This is a genomic window from Bartonella krasnovii (assembly GCF_003606345.3).
Lineage (GTDB): Bacteria > Pseudomonadota > Alphaproteobacteria > Rhizobiales > Rhizobiaceae > Bartonella > Bartonella krasnovii.
Genome location: NZ_CP031844.2, coordinates 1,630,687 through 1,652,604 on the forward strand (window position 1 = coordinate 1,630,687; position 21,918 = coordinate 1,652,604).

At 40.1% G+C, this 21,918-nt stretch carries 21 protein-coding genes and 3 pseudogenes; 11 read left to right on the forward strand and 13 right to left on the reverse strand.

What is annotated here, in order from left to right:
* Positions 1-356: 356 nt before the first annotated feature.
* The 4 genes and pseudogenes from clpB to D1092_RS06930 form a co-directional block, all read right to left on the reverse strand.
* Complete coding sequence (gene clpB / locus D1092_RS06920; RefSeq protein WP_148255669.1) at positions 357-2,936, reverse strand: ATP-dependent chaperone ClpB; 2,580 nt, start codon at positions 2,934-2,936, stop codon at positions 357-359.
* Between the two features lie 1,127 nt (positions 2,937-4,063).
* A complete protein-coding gene (locus D1092_RS09510; RefSeq protein WP_167309308.1) occupies positions 4,064-4,201 on the reverse strand; it encodes a hypothetical protein in 138 nt (45 codons plus the stop codon).
* 372 nt (positions 4,202-4,573) lie between these two features.
* A pseudogene (locus tag D1092_RS06925) lies at positions 4,574-5,804 on the reverse strand (MFS transporter).
* Positions 5,805-6,041: 237 nt separating this feature from the next.
* Complete coding sequence (locus D1092_RS06930) at positions 6,042-7,139, reverse strand: phage major capsid protein (protein ID WP_148255671.1); 1,098 nt, start codon at positions 7,137-7,139, stop codon at positions 6,042-6,044.
* A 997-nt stretch (positions 7,140-8,136) separates the two neighbouring features.
* Between D1092_RS06930 and D1092_RS06935 the strand changes: the two are divergent.
* A pseudogene (locus D1092_RS06935) lies at positions 8,137-8,526 on the forward strand (helix-turn-helix domain-containing protein).
* A 347-nt stretch (positions 8,527-8,873) separates the two neighbouring features.
* Here D1092_RS06935 and D1092_RS06940 read toward each other — a convergent pair.
* Positions 8,874-9,263 (reverse strand): hypothetical protein, encoded by a 390-nt coding sequence (locus tag D1092_RS06940; RefSeq protein ID WP_148255672.1) that lies wholly within the window; start codon positions 9,261-9,263, stop codon positions 8,874-8,876.
* Between the two features lie 1,023 nt (positions 9,264-10,286).
* Here D1092_RS06940 and D1092_RS06945 point away from each other — a divergent pair.
* Positions 10,287-10,655 (forward strand): annotated as a pseudogene (locus D1092_RS06945) (helix-turn-helix domain-containing protein).
* A gap of 582 nt (positions 10,656-11,237) precedes the next feature.
* Entirely contained in the window at positions 11,238-11,375 is a 138-nt protein-coding gene (locus tag D1092_RS09515; RefSeq protein WP_167309309.1) for a hypothetical protein, read from the forward strand.
* On the opposite strand, the gene yacG (D1092_RS10140) is transcribed toward D1092_RS09515, so the two are convergent.
* On the reverse strand, positions 11,356-11,511 hold the full coding sequence (gene yacG / locus D1092_RS10140; RefSeq protein ID WP_420914009.1) for a DNA gyrase inhibitor YacG: 156 nt from the start codon (positions 11,509-11,511) through the stop codon (positions 11,356-11,358). The two genes, D1092_RS09515 and yacG (D1092_RS10140), sit on opposite strands and share 20 nt — an antisense overlap.
* Positions 11,512-11,665: 154 nt before the next feature.
* Between yacG (D1092_RS10140) and D1092_RS09520 the strand changes: the two genes are divergently transcribed.
* Positions 11,666-11,803, forward strand: coding sequence for a hypothetical protein (locus tag D1092_RS09520; RefSeq protein WP_167309309.1), 138 nt, complete (start codon positions 11,666-11,668; stop codon positions 11,801-11,803).
* On the opposite strand, the gene yacG (D1092_RS10145) is transcribed toward D1092_RS09520, so the two are convergent.
* Positions 11,784-11,939: a DNA gyrase inhibitor YacG gene (yacG, locus tag D1092_RS10145; RefSeq protein WP_420914009.1), complete on the reverse strand. Its 156-nt coding sequence runs from the start codon at positions 11,937-11,939 to the stop codon at positions 11,784-11,786. The two genes, D1092_RS09520 and yacG (D1092_RS10145), sit on opposite strands and share 20 nt — an antisense overlap.
* Positions 11,940-12,093: 154 nt before the next feature.
* Between yacG (D1092_RS10145) and D1092_RS09525 the strand changes: the two genes are divergently transcribed.
* From D1092_RS09525 to D1092_RS10055, 3 genes are read left to right on the forward strand one after another with little or no spacing between them, the layout of a single operon-like run.
* Positions 12,094-12,255 carry a hypothetical protein gene (locus tag D1092_RS09525; protein ID WP_167309310.1) on the forward strand — a complete coding sequence of 54 codons (162 nt, stop codon included), beginning with the start codon at positions 12,094-12,096 and terminating at the stop codon, positions 12,253-12,255.
* A gap of 39 nt (positions 12,256-12,294) precedes the next feature.
* Complete coding sequence (locus D1092_RS10050; RefSeq protein ID WP_148255673.1) at positions 12,295-12,489, forward strand: JmjC domain-containing protein; 195 nt, start codon at positions 12,295-12,297, stop codon at positions 12,487-12,489.
* Positions 12,482-12,679, forward strand: coding sequence for a JmjC domain-containing protein (locus tag D1092_RS10055; protein WP_148255674.1), 198 nt, complete (start codon positions 12,482-12,484; stop codon positions 12,677-12,679). Before D1092_RS10050 ends, D1092_RS10055 begins: the two co-directional genes overlap by 8 nt.
* Before the next feature lie 59 nt (positions 12,680-12,738).
* Here the strand turns inward: D1092_RS10055 and yacG (D1092_RS06970) are convergent, their stop codons facing one another.
* From yacG (D1092_RS06970) to D1092_RS09895, 5 genes are all read right to left on the reverse strand, one after another.
* Positions 12,739-13,023, reverse strand: a complete 285-nt coding sequence (gene yacG, locus D1092_RS06970) for a DNA gyrase inhibitor YacG (RefSeq protein ID WP_174767369.1) — start codon at positions 13,021-13,023, stop codon at positions 12,739-12,741.
* 86 nt (positions 13,024-13,109) lie between these two features.
* Positions 13,110-13,898, reverse strand: a complete 789-nt coding sequence (locus tag D1092_RS06975; RefSeq protein WP_148255675.1) for a Maf family protein — start codon at positions 13,896-13,898, stop codon at positions 13,110-13,112.
* Between the two features lie 211 nt (positions 13,899-14,109).
* Positions 14,110-14,328 carry a translation initiation factor IF-1 gene (infA, locus tag D1092_RS06980; RefSeq protein ID WP_004856585.1) on the reverse strand — a complete coding sequence of 73 codons (219 nt, stop codon included), beginning with the start codon at positions 14,326-14,328 and terminating at the stop codon, positions 14,110-14,112.
* Between the two features lie 2,177 nt (positions 14,329-16,505).
* Entirely contained in the window at positions 16,506-17,087 is a 582-nt protein-coding gene (locus D1092_RS06985) for a disulfide bond formation protein B (RefSeq protein ID WP_148255676.1), read from the reverse strand.
* A gap of 10 nt (positions 17,088-17,097) precedes the next feature.
* Positions 17,098-17,250 (reverse strand): DUF5993 family protein, encoded by a 153-nt coding sequence (locus tag D1092_RS09895; protein WP_241435980.1) that lies wholly within the window; start codon positions 17,248-17,250, stop codon positions 17,098-17,100.
* 845 nt (positions 17,251-18,095) lie between these two features.
* On the opposite strand from D1092_RS09895, the gene purE reads away from it, so the two are divergent.
* Positions 18,096-18,593, forward strand: coding sequence for a 5-(carboxyamino)imidazole ribonucleotide mutase (gene purE / locus D1092_RS06990; RefSeq protein WP_148255677.1), 498 nt, complete (start codon positions 18,096-18,098; stop codon positions 18,591-18,593).
* On the opposite strand, the gene D1092_RS09645 is transcribed toward purE, so the two are convergent.
* Positions 18,531-18,887, reverse strand: coding sequence for a pentapeptide repeat-containing protein (locus D1092_RS09645; RefSeq protein WP_174767370.1), 357 nt, complete (start codon positions 18,885-18,887; stop codon positions 18,531-18,533). The two genes, purE and D1092_RS09645, sit on opposite strands and share 63 nt — an antisense overlap.
* On the opposite strand from D1092_RS09645, the gene D1092_RS07000 reads away from it, so the two are divergent.
* From D1092_RS07000 to D1092_RS09530, 3 genes are all read left to right on the forward strand, one after another.
* Positions 18,886-19,968 carry a 5-(carboxyamino)imidazole ribonucleotide synthase gene (locus D1092_RS07000; RefSeq protein ID WP_241439565.1) on the forward strand — a complete coding sequence of 361 codons (1,083 nt, stop codon included), beginning with the start codon at positions 18,886-18,888 and terminating at the stop codon, positions 19,966-19,968. The genes D1092_RS09645 and D1092_RS07000 overlap by 2 nt on opposite strands.
* A gap of 1,360 nt (positions 19,969-21,328) precedes the next feature.
* Positions 21,329-21,706 carry a hypothetical protein gene (locus D1092_RS07005; RefSeq protein ID WP_148255680.1) on the forward strand — a complete coding sequence of 126 codons (378 nt, stop codon included), beginning with the start codon at positions 21,329-21,331 and terminating at the stop codon, positions 21,704-21,706.
* Positions 21,703-21,876 carry a hypothetical protein gene (locus tag D1092_RS09530; RefSeq protein WP_167309312.1) on the forward strand — a complete coding sequence of 58 codons (174 nt, stop codon included), beginning with the start codon at positions 21,703-21,705 and terminating at the stop codon, positions 21,874-21,876. The genes D1092_RS07005 and D1092_RS09530 overlap by 4 nt, the downstream gene beginning before the upstream one ends.
* Positions 21,877-21,918: the final 42 nt, after the last annotated feature.

The following is a 21,918-nucleotide window of genomic DNA, read 5'->3' on the forward strand; positions in this document are numbered from 1 at the left end:
AGCTTTACAGAAATCAGCCAAATGAAACGTTTATCCACCCCGCGCACGGCTCTATCAAGAATCCAACATCTTAGAGCATATTTCTCTGACCAACCACTCATGCAGAGCAGTGCACCGAAGGCACCTCAAAAACATTGTTTTATCAATTTCAACAAGCAAACTTTTCCTAAATATTCTTACACTCGTCCCCATGGGGACAAAGAATAAAAGTTCTTAAAAAGACTGATCTACAAAAATCCAAACGCCTCTGTCCAACCACGCATGGTATTATAATCAGTACACTCAGCGCCCCTAACACCAACGCTGTTATGGTATAAGAGGATTATCGCCCCCCTCTATCCCGTGGAATTTCCCACTTATGTTTCAGGTGCAAAATCCAAGCGATCTCCTTGTTTTGTCACTGTCACCACTGTGTCATCGTGAATTTCTCCAAATAAGATTTTTTCTGCGAGCGGATCTTGAATTTCCTTTTGGATAATCCGTTTAAGGGGGCGTGCTCCATAAAGGGGGTCATAGCCTTTATCGGCAAGGAATTGTCGGACTTCTGGTTTGATATGCAAGGTTATGTTGCGTTCATTGAGCAAATGTTGCAAATGCTGTATCTGAATATCAACAATCGCCTCCATATCTTTACGTTGCAACCGCTGAAAGAGAATAATCTCATCAATACGGTTTAAAAACTCCGGACGGAAAGCAGCTTTGACAACATTCATCACATCGTCTTTTGCTTGATCAACCGTTTGTCCTTCCGGCAAAGCGGTTAAAAATTCAGCACCAAGATTAGAGGTCATAATCAACAAAGTATTACGAAAATCGACGGTTCTTCCTTGACTATCGGTCAAGCGCCCTTCATCCAACACTTGCAATAACAAATTAAAGATATCCGGATGCGCCTTTTCAATTTCATCGAAGAGAATAACTTGATAAGGTCTTCTTCGTACAGACTCCGTCAGTACACCCCCTTCTTCATATCCGACATATCCGGGCGGTGCCCCAATGAGCCGCGCTCCGGCATGCTTTTCCATATATTCCGACATATCAATACGCAACATAGCATTGGGATCTTGAAAAAGAAAAGCAGCAAGAGCTTTGGTGAGTTCGGTTTTTCCCACACCGGTAGGGCCTAAGAACATAAAAGACCCCAGAGGACGATTAGGATCTTGCAACCCAGCCCGTGCTCTGCGGACAGCCCGCGCCACCGCTTGAACCGCTTCACCCTGTCCCACGACACGGGTTGCAATTTCATCTTCCATGCGCAAGAGCGCTTCGCGTTCTGCTTCCAGCATCCGATCAACAGGAATGCCAGTCCAGCGTGAAACAATCCGCGCGACATGTTCAGCGGTTACCGTTTCTTCAACGAGATGATTTTGTTGGTCATCATTTTCAGCTAAGGTCAATTGTTTTTCGAGTTCCGGAATAACACTATAAGCCAGTTCCCCAGCACGTTGGAATTGTCCATCCCGTTGTGCAATTGCCAAAGCATTGCGCGCTTCTTCGAGTTGTTTTTTCAAGTCAGCCGCATGCCCTAATTTTTGTTTTTCAGCCTGCCAAGCTGTTGTCATTTCAGCGGACTGTTGTTCCAATGTTTTGAGTTCTTCTTGCACATTGTTCAAACGTTCTTTTGCTGTAGGTTCAACATCTGTTTTCAAAGCTTCCCGTTCGATTTTCAACTGTAAAATTCGCCGATCGAGAGCATCTAATTCTTCTGGTTTTGAATCAACCTGCATACGCAAGCGTGCAGCCGCTTCATCGATCAAATCAATAGCTTTATCGGGCAAAAAACGATCAGTAATATAACGGGAAGAGAGTCGAGCAGCGGCAATTAAAGCGCTGTCTGCCAAACGCACTTTGTGGTGCTGTTCATATTTTTCTTTAATCCCGCGCAAGATAGAAATCGTATCCTCCAGCGATGGCTCAGGTACGAAGACCGGTTGGAAACGTCTAGCAAGAGCAGCATCTTTTTCGACATATTTTCGATATTCATCCAGGGTTGTCGCGCCCACGCAATGGAGCTCTCCACGGGCAAGAGCCGGCTTTAACAAGTTGGAAGCATCCATAGGACCATCAGATTTTCCAGCCCCCACAAGGTTATGCAATTCATCAATAAAAAGAATAATTTGCCCATTTTCAGCTTGTACTTCTGCTAGAACGGCTTTAAGACGTTCTTCAAATTCCCCGCGATATTTTGCACCGGCAATAAGCGCGCCCATATCCAGAGCATAGAGTTGTTTATCGCGCAAAGTTTCTGGAACATCACCATTGATAATGCGCAGTGCCAACCCTTCAACAATAGCGGTTTTTCCCACCCCTGGCTCTCCGATCAACACGGGATTATTTTTCGTCCGCCGTGAGAGCACCTGAATGGTGCGTCGAATTTCTTCTTCTCGCCCAATAACAGGGTCGAGTTTTCCTTCGCGTGCATCTTTTGTGAGGTCACGGGCATATTTTTGCAAAGCATCATATTGACCCTCCGCATGGCGGCTTGTGGCTGTTTTTCCTTTGCGCAGATCATTAATTGCCTGATTAAGCGCCTGCGGGGTCAAGCCCGCCTTTGTCAGAATATCGGCTGTTTTTGCAGACTTTTCCATCAACAGCGCTTGCAACATGCGCTCGACAGTAACAAATTGATCACCGGCTTTTTGTGCGAGCTCCTCCGCCAGCGCGAATACTTTTGCCACCGGCTGTGAGAGATAGAGTTGTCCATTTCCCCCTTGTACTTTTGGCAAAGCTTCAAGCGCTTCTTTAAGCGCCTTTTGAATAAGTTTGAGATCTCCCCCTGCTTTTTGGATAAGCGATGCTGCCAATCCTTGGGGATCATCTAACAACACTTTCAAGAAATGCTCCGGCATAAACTGCTGATGATCAGAAGAGAGAGCGTTATTTTGTGCTGATTGTAAAAAACCCTGCACGCGTTCGCTATATTTTTCCAAGTTCATTTTTTTCCTTTCTCAGAGCAACTGCATCCTTTTTTTCATCATCGCTCCAGCCCTTTTGTTTTCTCAAAAACACTAAACCAAAAGCTCTCCCCAGCATGTCATAAAGACTGCCTCACCACACGAACACCAGAAACGTTAAAGCATGAAGAACTGTCGTGTTAAAATGAATATGGGATGTGATCTAAACGAGTGCAAGAGCAAAAACACGAAAGAAAAAATAAGGACCAGCAACGCATGCAAAAAACATCATAGAACGAGAAGATAAAAGATTTTTCAAAAGAAGCGCCCCCTAAATGACCTCATCGCTTGCGACAAATAAGCCCCCCCTCATTCTTTAAAAAACATTCAAGAAAACGCCCTCAAGAAGAACATGAAAGCACCCCTTAAAAAAATTGACCCTACCCCGCCATACGCACCCCTCTTCCCTCCCCCACACACCCAACATAAATCTTTCCCCTTTCCATCAACGCCCCAACATCCTTAACGCGCCTTTTCTTCTTAAGCTTCTCTCCCGCACCCCCCTCCCATCAACACACCAACACACCCTATGGCACTCTCCATCTTCTATTCCCCTTCACACACTCCATCCCTATTCCACACACCTTAATCTCCACCTTGTCCCGTCAACACCCTCAACATAATCTCTCCATCTCAACTTACCCTCCATTGAACAAACTCTTCTCCCAATCCTCTAAGCCCATTCCACGCCATAGCACCCCACCCCCAAAGCTTGCTACAAAGCATCAAGCCTCCACGGCTTACCCCACCCTTTTTTACAGATCCACGTCTTTACGCTTTTCTATTTTTAAAGAAATCTGTAAAATAAACGGCAGATAAAAAGACCGATTAACTTACCCCCCCACAAGACAAAACTTTCCCCCCGCACAACTTCTGTAAACAACAATCCAACCTCTTACCCCCTCTCTCAAACCTCCCCCTCAAAGAATATGTATAGACAGGATCAAACACTCCCCATCCCCCAAGCCTTACCTCACGACACAAAACTCACACAGCATTTCCCCACACTCTTCTCTCCCGCACCCCCCTCCCATCAACACACCAACACACCCTATGGCACTCTCCATCTTCTATTCCCCTTCACACACTCCATCCCTATTCCACACACCTTAATCTCCACCTTGTCCCGTCAGCACCCTCAACATAATCTCTTTACCCCGCAGCTTGCCCCCTCCATTGAACAAACTCTTCCCCCAATCCTCTGATCCCATTCCACGCCATAGCCCCCCCAAGCTTGCACAAAGCATCACGCTTCCACGGCTTACCCCACCCTTTTCACAGATCCACGTTTTTACGTTTTCCTATTTTCACTCAAAAGCCACCAACGAAAGGCTCACACTCCTGCGCTCCTCAGGACACAGCCACTTGGTAAACAACACAACACTTTAAACGCCTCTATCTTGAGATCACCGCCCTTGGGGGGCCGGTGCGACAAAAGGAGCGACAAAAGGTGTAAACAAGCACGCTCCACAATCCACGCACACAAAAAAAGCACCTTAAATGCATAAAGCGATAGAGCTGATATCACCACAATTCAAAGATCAGTGTTTTACGCCATGATAGGATCATGAACGCACTGTCTTTTAGAAAAAAGAAACGACATGGAGATTTCAAATCGCTCAATGATCATTCTCGACTGTCATATGAAGGGGGCGTTTTACTTTTTTTAATTTTTATAACACCAGTCATTCCAGTAGCAATAATGAAGGCCGACATCGTTAAAAAAGAGCCCATTAATCCAACGAGGGCAAAAAGTCCAGCAATAAGGCCAGACACGGCTTCCGCAGAATTTGCGAGGGTTGAAAAGGTTCCAAAACTCTTTCCAAAATCTTCACGACGAGAATATAATTGAAGCGCTGAGACTAAACTAATATCCACAAATGCCCCCGTAAAGCCTAAAACACAAGCGAACACGAGAAGGAACTTTAAAGAAAGGATTGCTGCCAAAGGCATAACAAATAAAACACCCCCATAAAGAAGCCAAAAGATCATAAGCTTTAATGATGTAACATTGACGATCATTTTATGATAGAACAAACCACCGATAATCGTTCCCACAGCCATGAGAGAAAAAAGTGAACTCACAAAGCTTTCCTCTGCCCCTATAGAGAGAACAAAAGCTGGAATTAAAAATCTTAAAATTGCCCCTGTAAAGAGAATAGCAAACGTCGATCCAACGAGCGTAATAAACAAGTTATTATTTTCAGTAGAAATAGCTTTAAGATAAGAAGCTGTTTCCCGATAAATTTTTATAAAATTGAATGATTGAGTCTTACTTGCGTTTAAATTCATGAGATTCAATAACAGGATAATAGAAATAAAGTAGGTAAAAAAATCAAAAATGAGGACGGTGGATTTATTGGCTAAAAAAAGCAGGAGGGAACAAACTAAAGGCCCCATGACGGCGGCAATTTCATTGATAATTTGTGCAAGGCTATTTGCCTTTGTCAAATCCTTTATTGAAAAAATTTTCAGGATAGCAGCTTGAAAGCTTGGTTGAAAAATACTTCTTCCGATTGTTGTACCTATTGCTGCCAAAATAAGCACAATAATATTTGCAGTCCCCGTTATAGTGGTTATAAACACGAAGAATGCGGGAAATAATCTCACCACTTCACTGTAGATCATATTTTTCTTCAAAGAAAAATTATCCGCACACCAACCGCCTATAGGACCAAAAAAGAGAAAAGGAATAAATCGAAAAAAATACACAAGACCGATCAAAAAGGCATTATCTGTTACGTCTAAAACAAGTAAAACAAAAACGACTTCATAAGCATAATCACCAACTTTAGAAATAAAGAGAGAAGAAAAGAGAGCGATGGGACTCTTTTTTAAAAATAACTTCATATCACCCACCCGATATTAAACTTTTCTACCATTAAAGTTCCCCGCCCTTTCATAGAATTGGTGATATGAACTTCAAAGGGACACCCAATCAGTTGTCAAACCCCACTTAAAGTGCTCCATAACTGATATCACGTCCCTTAAAGAGCAGTGTTTTACGGCATGATTGAATAATCAGCTGCATTTTTGTTGTAACTTATAATTTTTCAATGACTTTTGAATGCCTCAATTAATTATTTTTTAAGCACTTTTACTCTTTTTTAGTGCTTTTTCCTCCGCTTCTTTTTCTAACTTCGTTTTATTGGCGTCTTTTTGCATTTCTATTGTTTTGTTAATCTGATCATCAGTCCCTGCTTTAAAGACAATCATTGTTTCAAAAGGACGAAATAATGACAATTGATGAATATTAAAAAAGATATTCATGCGCAAACTGGATGGATCAAAAATGCACCCCCCTGTTCTTTTTAAGTCATTTACAGATATCGCTTTTTTTGACATAGCAAGACCAATAACATCGCTATTTTTCTCACCAAAATTTTTTACTTTTAAAAGCTTATTTTTAGCGTCGTAAACTGGCGACATATTCATGACTTCGTCAAGAACTTGAGCTCTACAATTAAAAATGAATATAAGATCACGTAAAGAACAAGCTTTTTTAAAAGAGCAAGCATTGTACAAACGTGAGTGAAATTCAAGAATCCCGACTGCATTTTGAATGATTTTTCTAGCAAGGTCGCATAATTTTTCATCTAAATGGTAATCACGAATATCTGGAATGTAGATTTCTTGTGTTTTTTGCAACGGTGCAACTTCACTGTTTAATGCACGATCAATGAGCTTTTCTAACCAATCATAACACTGAGTATCATCACTCTCTATGAATTTCGTTCTGATCTCATCTAAAAAATTGCACAGCCCCTGTTCTTCTTTAAAAGCACGCTCTATTCGTTCACACGTCATTGTAAATTTATATTTATCTTCTCGTTCATCCGATATAATTTCTGGATCATGCACTTTAAATTGATCAACACTTTCTCCATTTTTAACAGATATAAAATGCTCCTCCTTAAGAGAGTCAAAAGCCCTCTCCTTTTGCGGTTCACTAAAAGACATACCCTGTTGAAGAAACATATTTAATGGATTGGAATTACCCGGTGTTAACGATATATCCTGTATTAAAGGCGTCAAAACTTGCTGTTGAAGATTACGATCACTTATTAACGAATCTTTCTTATACTCATAGAAATCCTTTAAGCCTTCTGGAAGGCGCCAATTGTGACTGTTTTCTTCCTTTGCAAACCAGTTGTTAATTATTTCCTTGTTTGTAGCTAATTTCATGAGATTATCTCCCCCGCTCAAATTACAAATGATACTTTTTTTCAATAAATTCCAAGACATCTAATATAGTTTTTATTATAGTTGTTGAAAAAAGTTCATTATCTATTTACTTTATTTAAATTAATATTAACCATACTATACTTAAATTGATAAAAAAGAAACTAAATTAAGAAAAAAATGCTATTTTGTTTTTAATATACATCTCCATTTAAACTTGCCTTTATAACGCAAGAGCGAAAATTTTAACCAAAAACATTTTAGGGACCTTGTTTTCTAAGTCTTCGTCTTGATTAAAAAAAACTGAAGGTAGCCAAAACTTGATCGTGCTCCACCATTTATTATCCATCACCCACCAACAAGAGTACGATCAATACGAAAAGCTTTTAAAACAGAAAAACACGCATTATCGGTAAAAATGATGAAGCCGTGCGTTTTACGCATTCTTCACCTTTTGCTTAAAACAGCAAAGAAACGCCCAATCAGTGGTCAAAACACCTCCTCCTAAAGCGCCCCATACCTGCTGATATCACGCCCCCTCAAAGGACAAAGGACCGTACTTCAAAAAGCTTACCAAACAAGCCCTCCCCTAAATATTCAACATGACACGTGCGCAAAACACCTCAATGTGTAAATTTATCTACCCGATATCGACCTCAAAGAGCAGTTGTTTACAGCATAAGAAGATAATGAGATAATTCTTAAGCGCCCAACGGCTCTCATTTTCTAGATGTTTTCATTTTTCTTGCCAATCTTTTAAAATTCCTTTATTGATGAGCATGTGTTTTTGATCGTCCACGCAACGGTCAAATAGGGATCTAAAAGCCCGAAAGCTTAATACATGAATTTATCCCGCTTTGCGGGTATCCCGGAATTCCGGGAGATTTTGCTATGTCCAGGTGCTTAACAGCACTAAAAGCAAAAAGCTGATTAAGCTCAGTACTTTTAGACTCCCGGAATACCAATGCGAGGGCGCTCGCAACCGGTGAGGGGGCTTAACATGCAAACCAAAAACCCACAATTTCAAACTAAAAACCCACATTTTATTGACGTTTTAATCGGCAAAAGAATTCGTCACAGACGCATTGCCATGGGGCTTTCTCAAAAGACATGAGGAAGCTTTTTAGGGGTGAGTTTCCAACAAATTCAAAAATATGAAAAAGGGTTAAACCGTGTAAGCGCCAAATGTTTACTAGAAATCGCTACAAAACTACAAGTTCCGATAAGCTTTTTTTATGCAGATATTGTCACAAAAGATATTACCACAAAAGACAATCACACACACAATGATCAATACATCTATAGCGCAAAAGAACACGCCCTTTTAAAAAACTTTAGAGAGCTATCCTGCAAAAAACAGCAAGCGATTTGGTGTCTAATCTCTGATTAGACCAAAGCGCACAAAAACATTTTTCGCGCATATCCCCCCAGCTTAAAATTTCCCCATATCCCATATCACCAAATCCCAAATGATGATATTTTACAACATCGTAGAATATCCCCAATTGTAGGGATATAACCAGACCTCAAACAACGCTGTTTTACGGTCTCATAGAGGAACACCTCTCCTAAGAATAACCAACATCACAGTCTCAAGAAGACCTTTCACCATTCTCAGCAGAATTTTATCTGATTTAACGGATCTACAGTTTTACTTCTTAAGGCGATTTTTCTGCCAACATTTCTTTTCTTTATTATCTATGATCTCCATCTTTTAGACAAACCGCCAAAGGGGTTTCATCTCTTATAAGTACGGACATAATAACGTGTCACTCCAGCCTCATCATAAGAGACAGTAGACAGGATACCTATATCTATTGGCATTATTTGATAAGTCAAAATGATACCATTTTGCTGTTTATTTGGTTGATCTGTATAGATCACGCGATATCCATTGCGTTGCAACAGATCGATAAATAAAGGTGCAAAATTGTCTTCTCTTTTACTTCTTTTCACAATAAGCGTTGTATGAGCTGGCGGTAAAGAATGTTTAAGATTGTGAACAAAATCATGAGCAATTAATTTTATATCAGAGTTGGTAATATTTTGATCAACATAATTTGCCTGATTCATAGATGCACAACCAGCCACCAACACAAGCGGTAACGGTAATAAATATCTTGACATCTTAAACCCCTCTCAATTGCACCCTCTCCTAAGGCGTTCCTACACCAAGAGTTAAGAACACCTTTGCTAATAAAGAGTATTAACAGTGTATCGGTTTGTAATCAAGGGATTATAAATCAATTTTTCACGCAATAAAAAAAACGCCGACTTTCTCTGATAGCCTTCAAGGCTTATCCATATAGTGATGCTTCACATACAAAATATATATATTAAAAGTACATAAAACACATGGAAGGCATAGCGTACCCTTATGCTATAGGACATTTCTTTTCATGCTATTGCTTATCAATAAAGCTTGCACAATGCATCACTCCTCTGCGGCTAAAACAACCTTTTTTACAGATCCACGTTTTTACGCTTTTATATTTTTGCAGAAATATACAGACTAAACTGCCAAGACCGATTGACTTGCCCCAAAGGACAAAATTTTCCCCACTCCCACTCTATAATCAACAATCCAACCTCTTGCCCCATGGCCTCTATAGATCAAACGCCCTTCTTCATCTCAACTTGCTCTCTATTCGCAAGACTCTTCACCCCCCAATCCTCTCACACCATTCCGCACCATGGCAAATCAGCTTTCCCATCTCCGCCTCACTCTCCCCAACATCGCTTTCAACCTCATTTTTTCACCAACTCTTCCCCCCTCAACTCAAATATCCCATGCCCCATATCCTCTTCACAGAACATTTTTTCACAATATTTTCACAATATAAGAGGATAACTCTTAAAACGCCCAACAGCTCTCATTTTCTAGATGTTTTGATTGTGCTTGCTAATCTTCTAAGATTATTTTATCAATGGAATGTCATTGGTCGGTTACGCGACGACCAAATAGGGATTTGAAAGTCCGAATACTTGACGCATAAATTTGTCCCGCTTTGCGGGTGTCCCGGGATTCCGGGAGTTTTTGCTATGTCCAGGTGCTGTCCTAGCACTAAAAGCAAAAAGCTGACTCGGATTCAGTACTTGTTACTCCCGGAATACCAATGCGAGGGCGCTCGCAACCGGAGGGGAAACAAAGTGCAGACCAAAAATCCACATTTTATTGACGTTTTAATCGGCAAAAGAATTCGTCACAGACGCATTGCCATGGGGCTTACTCAAAAGACATGAGGAAGCTTTTTAGGGGTGAGTTTCCAACAAATTCAAAAATATGAAAAAGGGTTAAACCGTGTAAGCGCAAGCTGTTTACTGGAAATCGCTCAAAAACTGGAAGTCCCTATAAGCTTTTTTTATGCAGATATTGTCACAAAAGATATTGTCACAAAAGACCATCATGCACATGATGATCAATACATCTATAGCGCAAAAGAATTTTCCCTTTTAAAAAACTTTAGAGAGCTGCCCCACAAAAAACAGCAAGCGATTTGGTGTCTAATCTCTGATTAGACCAAAGCGCACAGCAACATTCTTCGCGTATACAACCCTTTCAGTAAAATTTATACACCTCGGAGTGTTTCATAAGACACAACAGATACTGTCACTCTAAAATATTCTTAATTTCTGCGCACTTTAAAAAAGTTCCCAACCATCATTGCGCTACAAAGCACCAAATAACGCCTCTTCTTCCCCCACACCCACTTTCTCAAATCATCCCCCCAAAAAAGAACACAGATCAGACAGCCCCCTCTCCCTCAAGCCTTGCCCCAATACCGCAAAGCTCACACAATCTCCACCATAGAAATCCGCCCCTTTATTCTTCTTCATCACTAATCTGTAGAGGAAGTAGCAAAGATATAAGACCCAAAAAAGCCAATGATTAAGATCAATAGCGCGACATCGAGTGAAACAAAAAGGATAAGCAGATTTTTGCGACATTGGATCACAAACGAGAAAATGACCCTATTCCCCCCAAGCCTTACCCCAATACCGCAAAGCTCACGCAGCCTCCACCATAGAAATCCCCCCTTTATTCTTCTTCATCACTAACCTGTGAAGAAAGTGGCAAGGATATAAGCCCCCAAAAAGCCAATGATTAAGATCAATGGCGCGACATCGGGTGGAAAGGATAAGCAGATTTTTGCGACATTGGACCACAAACGAGAAAATGACCCTATTCCCCCCAAGCCTTACCCCAATACCGCAAAGCTCACACAACCTCCACCATAGAAATCCCCCCTTTATTCTTCTTCATCACTAACCTGTGAAGAAAGTGGCAAGGATATAAGCCCCCAAAAAGCCAATGATTAAGATCAATAGCGCGACATCGAGTGAAACAAAAAGGATAAGCAGATTTTTGCGACATTGGACCACAAACGAGAAAATGACCCTATTCCCCCCAAGCCTTGCCTCAATACCGCAAAGCTCACACAACCTCCACCATAGGAATCCGCCCCTTTATTCTTCTTCATCACTAACCTGTGAAGAAAGTGGCAAGGATATAAGCCCCCAAAAAGCCAATGATTAAGATCAATGGCGCGACATCGGGTGGAAAGGATAAGCAGATTTTTGCGACATTGGACCACAAACGAGAAAATGACCCTATTCCCCCCAAGCCTTACCCCAATACCGCAAAGCTCACACAACCTCCACCATAGAAATCCCCCCTTTATTCTTCTTCATCACTAACCTGTGAAGAAAGTGGCAAGGATATAAGCCCCCAAAAAGCCAATGATTAAGATCAATAGCGCGACATCGAGTGAAACAAAAAGGATAAGCAGATTTTTGCGACATTGGACCACAAACGAGAAAATGACCCTATTCCCCCCAAGCCTTGCCTCAATACCGCAAAGCTCACACAACCTCCACCATAGGAATCCGCCCCTTTATTCTTCTTCATCACTAACCTGTGAAGAAAGTGGCAAGGATATAAGCCCCCAAAAAGCCAATGATTAAGATCAATGGCGCGACATCGGGTGGAAAGGATAAGCAGATTTTTGCGACATTGGACCACAAACGAGAAAATGACCCTATTCCCCTTAAAACTTACCTCAATACGCAAAACGCACACAACCTCCACCGTTCTCACACAACGGGAATTTGTTTTTGAAACAGTTCAAGGCGGGGGCGACGCTTAAGCTAGAAGACCTTGATTCAAGACATCCCAAAAATTTCTGTTTTGTGCAAAAAATTGGAACAGATTTTTGGTGGATATGCATTTGCAAAGCCATTTTTAACCGGTGCTCATTTCAATGGATTACCAGCTCGCTTCGACACAATAGAAGTTTTTGTTATACAATTGGAAGGTAAAAAAATCTTGGAAAGTTTAGAAAAAACTGGTTGAAAATCCAACTTTACCTAGGCAACAATCTCTTGTGGAAAATGAACTATCAGCACCTGAAATTGAAGTTGTTCTTGACCAAGGAGATGTTCTGTATATTCCGGCTGGTACGCCTCATGTTGCCAAGTGTTTAGATAATTATTCTCTGCACAGAGCTTTTTCTGCACAGAGCTTTTGGCTTGCAACTGATTAAGATTTTTAAGACGCAGGAAGGTTTCATTCGCTTAATGTCCGAAAATATTGCCTCGCCCTTTATTCTTCTTCATCACTAATCTGTGGAGGTGGGGGAAGGATATAAGACCCTGAAAGCCAACGATTAAGATCAATGGCGCGGCATCGAGTGGAACAAAAAGGATAAGCAGATTTTTGCGACATCTGACCACAAATAGGACAAGGATGCGCAGGACGCGTCTCTTTTGGCAAATTTGGTTCTTTTGGCTCAAAGCATTCTTTTGGACTATGGCGCTTCTTTTGACTTTGAGATGTCTGTATTTTCTCCTCTTTCATTAAATTTTCTTCTGTTTTCGTTTTTTTCATTTTTGCCTTGTTTCATTTTTGCTTTGCACTTTTTCCTACACTTTTTGCTGCTCTTTACCCTGCATGGCTCTTGCCTTAAAATTTTTCTACTGCGTTTCTTCAGTCCACTGATCATAAAGTGGATAGTGATAAGCGGTCAAAAGATCGGCGGTTTCCGCCAAAGGCAATCCCACGACATTTGAATAAGAGCCTGCAATATAGACCACAAAAGCCCCTGCTTTTCCTTGGATAGCATAGCCACCCGCTTTCCCTTGCCATTCTCCTGAAATAAGGTAAGCCTTCATCATAGGAGAGGTTAAGCGTCTAAAACGAACACGGCTTTCAATCAATTTTACGGTTATTTTTCCCTTTTCATTCAAAGCACAAATGGCGCCATAGACTTTGTGCGCCCTTCCAGAAAGGAAACGTAAACATTCATAAGCCTCATCCTCACTTTCTGGTTTGGGAAGAATGGTGCGCCCCACCGCCACCACCGTATCAGCCGCCAAGATAATCGTTTTCTGCCCAGATAGTTTTTTATCAACATTCTGCAATTTTTCTTGGGGGGTGTGATTTTCTTGAGGGTTCTGACTCTCTTGGACGAGGTTGTGATTTTCTTGGGATTTTTGATCATACCATTGCAAGAAAGCTTTCGCTTTAAGCGCTTTTTCTTTTGCCAAACGTTTGGCAAGATTTGCGGGATGTTCTTTTAATTTTGGCGTTTCATCAATATCGCTTGCATAAACCTGTTGGGGCTCAATGCCCATTTGCGCTAAGAGCATTAAACGCCGTGGCGAAGCTGAAGCAAGCACCAAATGAATTTCTTCCTCCAAATGCACTTTTCCCCCAAGCTTTTCTGCCCAACGTTTTCCCCCCCACTCTTTTATAATTTTCATTTCCACCCCTTGTCAAAACCGGCATACCTCTTACCCCATTTTAAGCGCCATTGATCTCCTTATTTTTTTTGTGCACTGGATTTTACACCTTTTCAAGGTCATTTTAAACATGCGCCTTTTCTCACGTTAGAGAAAACCCCTTCAAGGTCTGTTAAAAATAACAGAAAGAATACTGTAACTTTTACAAAAAAGCGCAGAGCCATCCATGAGATTACTTATAACGGTATATAATGCGTCCTTTTGTTAAATCATAAGGGGTCATTTCCACCATAATTTTATCACCAGCTAATACGCGAATACGATTTTTTCGCATTCTTCCAGCGGTATGTGCAATAATTTCATGATCATTTTCGAGCTTCACACGAAACATAGCATTCGGTAAGAGTTCAGTAACGATACCCGAAAATTCTAAAACTTCTTCTTTTGACATAAACAATCATTTCCTTATATAATGCACATATTCTGTTAAGCTGTGCGTTATTTTCCAGCGTTCATACCCTATTTTCTCAAATTTGTGAATAAAAATTCCACAAAAAGGGAGAGGTTTTTCCAGTTTTCTCTCTTTTGTTCTCAAAAAACCTCACCCTCCATTTTAAGTTCTTTCATTTCCTCAAACTTTACCTGCCAATTTTTTAACTTTTAGGCTGAACTTGATTTCAGCATGACAAGACTGATTTCAGCATGACAAGAAATGACACGCCATCTCCAAATTTTTCTCTCCCTATCTCTTGCCCCTCCTCTCGTTCATCCTCTCTTCTCCCCCCCCCCACACACTTACCTCTCCTTTCCAATTTTCCCCCATTCACAAGCCCCTCTCCTCCAGTTACATTTCCTTTTCATCCCAACTTATCGCTCCATTCACAAACTCCCCCCTAAAGTTCACTCCCCCACATTCCACACATAGCAAAAGCCCAAACCACACCCCAAAGATTGCACAACACATCAATCCTCTATGGCTTAAACGATTATTACTTTTTTACAGATATATATTTTTACGCTTTTATATTTTTAAAGAAATCTATAAACTAAACTATCGATCAAAAAACTATTGACTTGCCCCCACAGGACAAAATTCCACCCCACACCACTTCTCTAAACAAAGGTTTGTAAATAAAGGTCTGTAAATAAAAATTCAGCCTCTTAGCCCACAGCCACTCTCTCAAATCTCTCCCTCAAAAACATGGGACAGACAGAACCAAACAAACTCTATTCCCCACGCCGATCACTTCATGTGATCCAGATCACTCTCTCAACGATAGCGCTTCATAAAGCACGCCTTTTCCCATTCCCCCACGCTATTTTCATGTATCCCTTCACACTACCGCCTCTTGTATACAACCATTCAAACCTATCCATACGCACTTTCTCCCTCCTCTCGTTCATCCTCTCTTCTCCCCCCACACACACTTACCTCTCCTTTCCAATTTTCCCCCATTCACAAGCCCCTCTCCTCCAGTTACATTTCCTTTTCATCCCAACTTATCGCTCCATTCACAAACTCCCCCCTAAAGTTCACTCCCCCACATTCCACGCATAGCAAAAGCCCAAACCACACCCCAAAGATTGCACAACACATCAATCCTCCACTCTTTTTTGCATATTTCTGTTTAAACGCTTTTACAGATTTACAGAAATATCTATACGAAATGATGATATGACCCCTTTTTTTAAAAAAACGCCTTTAAAACTTCGTTCCCATTTTAATTTTAATCCCCCATTTTCATTTTAATCATAGAGATAAACCGGTTTATTATTTTATTAACCAGCACAAAATTTTTTGCTCCCATTTTGGTAATAAGGGCGCATAAAAAGCATTTTTACAATTTTTTAGAGAATCTCGCCCACAAACGGTGCTTTTTTTATGATAAACAAAGATCCGTTGAATGGATTCACTCTCAGAAAGTTGTACATGAGAATTTTTTTTGATTTTTGCCTTCACCATTCACAATGATAACTTGTTTTTTATGCCAATGTTTTTCTACCTCAATATTTTTTCGTAAGAAGAATCATCATCAAAACGCTCATCTTTTTTTAAAACTTTTCTCAAACAAAGGCTTCACAAAAAAGGATAAAAAAAAGAGGTTTGTTTATGAGAAACAAACCCCTAGAGAAAATTATAGAGATAGTTTTTGGAATCTTAAACTACTCCCTCTAAAAGCATCTAAAATACTTCAGAGCACCAAAATGAATACAAAGGGTTATTTAGTACAGAGCGAAAAAAATCAAGAGCAAAAAATTTTTATCGTTAATATGTCCTTCACAAACGTGTTTTTTTTAACCTCCACCACCACTTGAAAATTCAACAGCTCGCCCCCCTCCTTTTAAAGCGAATCCTTCCACATCGCATAAAAATAACGCGGATTTTTTAAAAAAAACTTATAAGTAAGCCCCCAAAAACGACAAACCAAATTTTTTACAAAATCTGAAACGCAAACAGGCATAAAAGCCAATTTTTTGATAAAAGATTCCTTTGATAGGATCAAAAGTCTTGATGAAACATTGCTCCAATAAAAAAGAAGCGGATTTTTCAATATTTCCGCCTCTTTAGCCGTAAAGTCATGATCTCTTTAACCGTAAAATCATGATGAAGAATAATTTAAAAAAAACTCAAGACTGTGAAGGGAACCAATTTGACAACAACTCATACCTTACAGGATCATCAGCGCATTGTCCGCCACCACATTCCAGTATCGTTGAAATCAAATTTGCTGCAATTAAGAACACGAATAAGAAGCTTGCTGTTTTACTCAAGATTGGAAAAGAGGAAAATTCTTTAAACTTGTGTGCCAATTCGCCTAAAATCATAACAAATGCAACAGCAAAGATACAAAGGACAGAAATAATGAAAGCCCAAGTATAAAAATGCAATCCAAAGAACGTTGAACCATATCCCAAATCATCAGGTGTGATATGTAAAAATACCTGCCTTGCAGCAACAGCACTGGTGACCATACAACCGATAATAACCATACCATAATGCGTATTTTTCACCCTGTGGTGAATATTGAGCAAGAACCCACATCCTGCCAGCATCAATCCAACGCGTTGCAGTAGACAAAGGGGACAAGGCAACTCAAACTTTACCAATTGATAATAAAAAGCGACCACCAAGACAATAGATAATCCAATCAGTCCTAGTGTATTCATAAAAGTGATGAAATGAGGATTTTTAGATTCAACATTTTCCATGGCCATTCTCTCAAAAAGATAAATTCAAAGTAGAAGTTGCGTGATGATTAAAGGTTAGAAGAATAACAACGAACAAAATAACCCACAAAGCGTAACTTATATTTTTTTTGCCATACACCGTTGTTACTGCAGTGCCTAAAGCGATTAAAAATGGAAAAAACATAACTTTTAAATCTCCTTATCTTAATATCTGGTGTTTAACTATTCTTTCTTACTATAAGCGTTCAACATATTAAAAAATTGGGCAAAAAAGAGACAATGGATTTATTATTCACAATTCATCCTTCACTTTATATTGCCGTTTATATTTATGGTCTTATCATTACATTTATATGAAGAAAGGATGAAAGAGATAATCGCTAAAAATGCTTTGGAACAAAAGCATTAAAGCGTTGATTATTCATGTTCTTTATCTCATAAATTATTGAAAGAGCCCTTTCCCCCATACTTAAACAGCAAAATAAAAAGCCTTTGCAAGATAAGATATCCCTCTGTTATTTTACGAAAAAAATATCCTTATTTACAACGCAGTTTTGCCATAAAAATCTCTTTGTTATCATAATAGTGTTTCAAATTGCACCATATTGTCCAGTATATGGGAACGATATTTGTTTTAACAACAAAAAATGAGATATTTTCTAAAAACCTTATAGTCTTCAAAAACTTTTCCAGAATATATTCTCATCATGTATTTTTTCTTTTGTTTCAAAGTACATTTTCTTAAAGCACAAAATCATTCTTAAAGGACATTCTTAAAGGAAAAGACACTTTTGCTGTTTAACCACTTCCCCTCCAACATATTGAACAGCAAAAAGCTCAAAGGACAGAGTTTCATGAGCATCAAGAGGGTATTTTTGAGCTTCTGTACTGCCCCTTTAAACTTTGACCTTTCAATCTTATTTAAAGAAAAACAGTTTTTCTGCCATCAATTGGCTTTGCAAAGAGATTATAAAACTCTTAAAAAACGAATGATAAAGAATCGCTTTGAGTCTTTGAAAAGGATAGAGAATGATGGAGAAATCATGTAATGTCGGGATTTTGATGGGGAGTCAATCGGATTGGAAAACGATGTGCCATAGTGCTGATATTTTGACAGCTCTTGGCATTTCTCATAGTTCGCATATTGTCTCAGCCCACCGCACCCCTGAACGCCTTTATCAATTTGCCAAAGAAGCAAAGTCCGCAGGTTTTAAAGTTTTAATTGCTGGTGCTGGGGGTGCAGCGCATCTTCCTGGGATGCTCGCAGCGCTTACGCCTCTTCCTGTTTTTGGCGTTCCAGTGCACTCACACACTCTCTCTGGACAAGACTCTTTGCTTTCAATCGTGCAAATGCCAGCAGGCATACCGGTTGGGACGTTAGCCATTGGCAAAGCAGGAGCCATTAATGCAGCCCTTTTAGCCGCCGCTGTTATGGCAGTTTATGATCCTGATCTTGCCCAACGCTTAGAAGATTGGCGTCAGCAACAAACAGCCAGTGTCGCCCTCATGCCTGTAACGGAGGTTTAAAATGACACTGTCTTCCAACACCACACCCTCCAGCACCATGCCCTCCAACACCACGCCCTCCAACACCATGCCCTCCAACACCATGCCCTCCAGCACCACGCCCTCCAGCACCATGCCCTCCAGCACCACGCCCTCCAGCACCACGCCCTCCAGCACCACGCCCTCCAGCACCACGCCCTCCAGCACCACGCCCTCCAGCACCACGCCCTCCAGCACCACGCCCTCCAACACCATGCCCTCCAACACCATGCCCTCCAACACCACGTCCTCCAACACATCCACCTCATCCAACATGCTCCCTCCAGGCAGTGTCATTGGTTTAATCGGTGGCGGACAATTAGCGCGCATGCTCGCCATAGCAGCCGCAGAATTAGGATTTCGAACGGTTATTTTTTGCCCTGAAGCCGATTGCCCAGCCGCTCAAACAGCCAATAATCATATTATTTCCTCCTATGATGACCAATCAGCCTTAGATAATTTTGCTGCACAGTGTGATGTTGTTAGCTATGAATTTGAAAATCTTTCGCTTCAAACGGTTCAATATGTAGAGAAGAGCAAACCTGTTTATCCTTCTTCTGAAGCCTTAGAGATTGCGCAAGATCGACTTTTTGAGAAACAATTTTTACAAGATCAAGGGATCAGCACCGCCTCATGGCATGCTGTTGACGATTTTTCTTCTCTTATTTCTGCTCTTGATGCCTTAGGCGGGCGTGGTCTTTTAAAGACACGTCGTTTTGGTTATGATGGAAAAAACCAGATCAAGCTTGATCATCCTGATGAACAAACCTGTAAAGAAGCCTTAAATTCTTTTGCAAATCAGCCTTGTATTTTGGAAGAAATCGTTCCTTTTTTATCGGAAATTTCGGTTCTCTCGGCGCGGACTAAAGAAGGGGAACATATTTTTTATGATTGTCCTGAAAACCAACATAAAAACGGCATTCTTCATAAATCCTTTGTTCCCTCTCACACTTCCCTTGAAGGACAAAAAGCTGCGCAAAACATCAGCCTTACAGTAATGGATGCTCTTAATTATGTTGGTGTTCTTTGCATTGAATTTTTTGTCTTAACGGATGGTCGTCTTTTAGTGAATGAATTAGCACCACGTGTCCATAATTCTGGTCATTGGACGCAAAAAGCTTGCATCACGTCACAATTTGAGCAGCATATCCGTGCGATTTGTGGGCTCCCCTTAGGCAGCCCCTATCGCCATAGTGATTGCCAAATGACCAATCTTCTTGGGAACAATTTGAACACTTTAAAATATTTTCTCACACAAGAGCGCACTTCAATCCATTTATATGGCAAACGCACTGCCCAACCCTACCGCAAAATGGGCCATGTCATTCAATTAACCAGACCAGCAAGCAAATCTTAACCCCCTATACAAACGTTTTTCCCCATTTCCCCTATTTTTCCCAATGCACTAAAAAAAACCAAAACCTCCAGCCGCGCACATCGCTATCCAACGACTCAGCCAATAGCGTCTCTAACCCTTGGCCCTTCTCACAGCTTTCTCTCTTCCCAATCCTCTTCTACCTCCATACCCCCTCTAAAAAAAACAAAAAAACGCACCATTCAACAATCCAACAGTGCTTTCCTTTTTCAAAAATATTCCTCCACGACTTAAAAACCACCCACTGTCCCACTTACGCTTTGCCTTCCTCCCACCTTTCCCAAGCACCATTTTTCCCCCATCCATACCCTTTTCATTCCAATCTTTAAGAAATAGACTAGCCTCTTTCCCCCATAGAAAAAGCACTTGAACAATGCACTCTTCTTATCTCACGTCTGTCCTTGTGTTCATTTTTTCTTCACAGAAAAATGCCAAGCTTCGCGCTCCATACCAAACATCCATGTAAAAGATTATAATTATAAGTATTAAGCTTATCCATCACAGATAATATCTCTGCTAATTCAATATAAATATTGATTTATAATAATAAATAATCATTTTTAACGTGAATTATCCCCCCAATAGAGTAAGATTTTTTATCATAATCTCTCTCTAACTTGAATCAATTAATATCCCTTGCTTGCACATTGAAAGGAGAGCAAACCTATGAGTAAAAATGTGGAAAGAAAAAAATACCCCTCCTAAATCCTCTCAAGGACCAAAGGCTATTGCAACATTTTAGGGCTGGGAAAGAGTGTGATGCTATTTACTCAAGCGATATAATCTTTGTCATCTTTTCGCAGGCTTTAAGCACCTCTCTTTGCCTTATAACAATAAAGCTTAAAATAACAGACGGCAATACATGATACACTAAAAGAAAAACGTCAATTGAGCATAGGCTCTAAAACAACAACCGTTTCTCACGCATTAATATTTATCAGCTTCTTTATGTTTATAGCCTTCATTTTCGCCTCTAAAGTACCTTATTCACATTTAAATGCCTAACCACTCTCAAGAACGAAGAATCCCATGTCGATCTATCCACAAATCGCGCTTTCCTTAAAGCAAGTTCAGACGACTTGCGCACTACATATTAAACACCTCTTAACTGTAGATCAGTCATAAAGATAATTGTACACACGAAACAAATTGTTTATATAGAAGAATAAGGTGGGGGGATATGTCTAATAATTAAGAAAAGATGTTCAATAAACGTAGTAAATCGCTCATATTATAAGTATAATAAGTACAGGAATCTTTTTTCCATCTTAGAATATCTTGAAAAAGAGGATCGTTTACTTTATCAGAGTACAAAATATTTAAACAACCGACTAGTATCAACATGACAACACAAAAGCCAAATATATCAAGCACATCATCGGGACAACGAAATAATCCATATTCTCAATGGGATTTAGTCCTTGATATACAAAAAGAAGTTAAGGAAACAATAAAATATGGCGTTGTTTCACTAAAAGAATTTATACTCATCATCTTTATAAGCGTCTGTTTATACATTTTCCTCTCTATAATAGGCAATGTGGATAAAGATCAAATGGATGCGACAACTGCAATAGGGCTGGTGTGCGTATTAATTTTGTACGGTTCGATACCAGTCTCTTTGGTGCTATACATCATAATAAAGAAGAAACTCAAAAAAGTAATAAAGCAACTGGACGAAGCTGTTGCTAACCACAATCCACTAGGGAGAGAAAAATGACTGAAGCGATAATATTAGGGCGTATTCTAGGGGTTATAGGCGGTTGTGCAATAATAACATTATCGGTTTGGCTTATTTATTCTGTCATTAAATATCGAAAACTGTATCGTAAAGCCCTTACAGGACGAGATCTAGCGATTCAAGAATGTAACAAAGAAATTGATAAGTGAAAAAGTCATGAAAAATAAGAGATTTAAAATACGATAATCTTT